This is a genomic window from Bartonella sp. AP7XZML, assembly GCF_042195745.1.
In the GTDB taxonomy this organism is placed as follows: Bacteria; Pseudomonadota; Alphaproteobacteria; order Rhizobiales; family Rhizobiaceae; genus Bartonella.
This window is the reverse complement of sequence record NZ_JBHIOT010000008.1, coordinates 1-1,310: the sequence shown is the minus strand read 5'-3', so window position 1 is coordinate 1,310 and position 1,310 is coordinate 1. Positions and strand designations below refer to the sequence as shown.

The following is a 1,310-nucleotide window of genomic DNA, read 5'->3' as shown; positions in this document are numbered from 1 at the left end:
AGGAGCGGTTTTTGGCAAAGATTGTCCAACACCTGCCATTTCCGTTATTTGGCTGGTTAAGCCCGCCGTTAACATCGATGAGACAATGCTGAGAACATTCTTTGAAGAGCCAAGCTCATGCAAGGCGCCGGCAATATTGCCGCGATTATTGACAAGAGCCACAGCGCTTTTGTTAATCAGCGCTTGGACACCTGCCTGTATCGCCGCATTCATGGCGGTGCTCGAGCCAAGCCCCAAAGCACCGGTAATGGCACTGGCAGCGCCCGAGGCTGCTCCACCCGTAACCGCCGTGACAGCCAATGCCACGAGAGCCGCACCGGCTTCTGTCAGCCCTTGGGCTTTATAATCCCAGTCTTTAAATTCAGCTCGAACTGCTTGCCAATCCACTTGCTTGGATAATTCTGGATCATCACGCAGTTGCTTGATCCATGCCATGCCTGGGGAGCGAGACAATTGCTCAAGGGATTTGTCTAAATCACCGGTTGCCTGATACTCAACAACAAAGCCATCACCCGCATCAAGCTTTATGCCACCCTTAGCATCTATGGTGACATGCTCGATGGTCTCCTTCAGATAGCCTTTGTCCCTCTCATTCCACCACACAAGATTTTCATTACGCTGATAAACGTCCTTAAAATCTTGATCCTTGTTGGTCAGAAACTTGATCTTCCCCTTATCTGATGCCAAATGCGTCTGACCACCACTTTTTGCCCCTATGGCATCAAGCGTGAGATCCCCATTTTGCGCATGCATGGAGAGGTTGCCCTCTGTTTCTATCGTGGTTTTGTTTGTAGTAACTTCTGTTGACTGTTGACGAAACTTATTCTTTTGCTTCGATTTGTCGCCTTCTTTGCCCCTCAGATCCAAATCAAAACTGTTAAAATCTTGCTCTGAAATCGCGTTGAGAGCGCCACCACTGGTGAAATCCCCATTGCCCTTGGCTTTAAACTTTCCCTCAAGGTTCAGTTCACCACCTGTGACAATGGTCAAATCTCCATCACTGTTGACTTCTGCCAAACGGTGCTCACTGCTTTGGGCGTTATAATGCCCTTTTTCCAATGTCTCCTTATGGTCACTCTCTAGTACTAATGAACCAAACGTAGCAGAACCATCGACAATCACCGTCATCGGACCGCCACTGCTCCATTGGCCACCAGTCATGCTTAAATCGCCAAGGGAGTGAATGTTTAAATCCTGTATAGAAATGATTTGAGCCTGCTGCCCACTGCGATCAACAAAACCATATTCATTCGTGTCACGGATTTTTGCAGTACCATCAATGATTGTCTTCGCATTGAGGGTGATGATAT

Annotated in this window: 1 protein-coding gene; it reads right to left on the bottom strand. The window is 48.0% G+C overall.

Translation table 11 applies throughout. The features are described 5' to 3' along the window. On the bottom strand, nt 1-1,310 hold a 1,310-nt coding region (locus ACFILT_RS00680; RefSeq protein WP_375679427.1), incomplete at both ends, for a DUF637 domain-containing protein.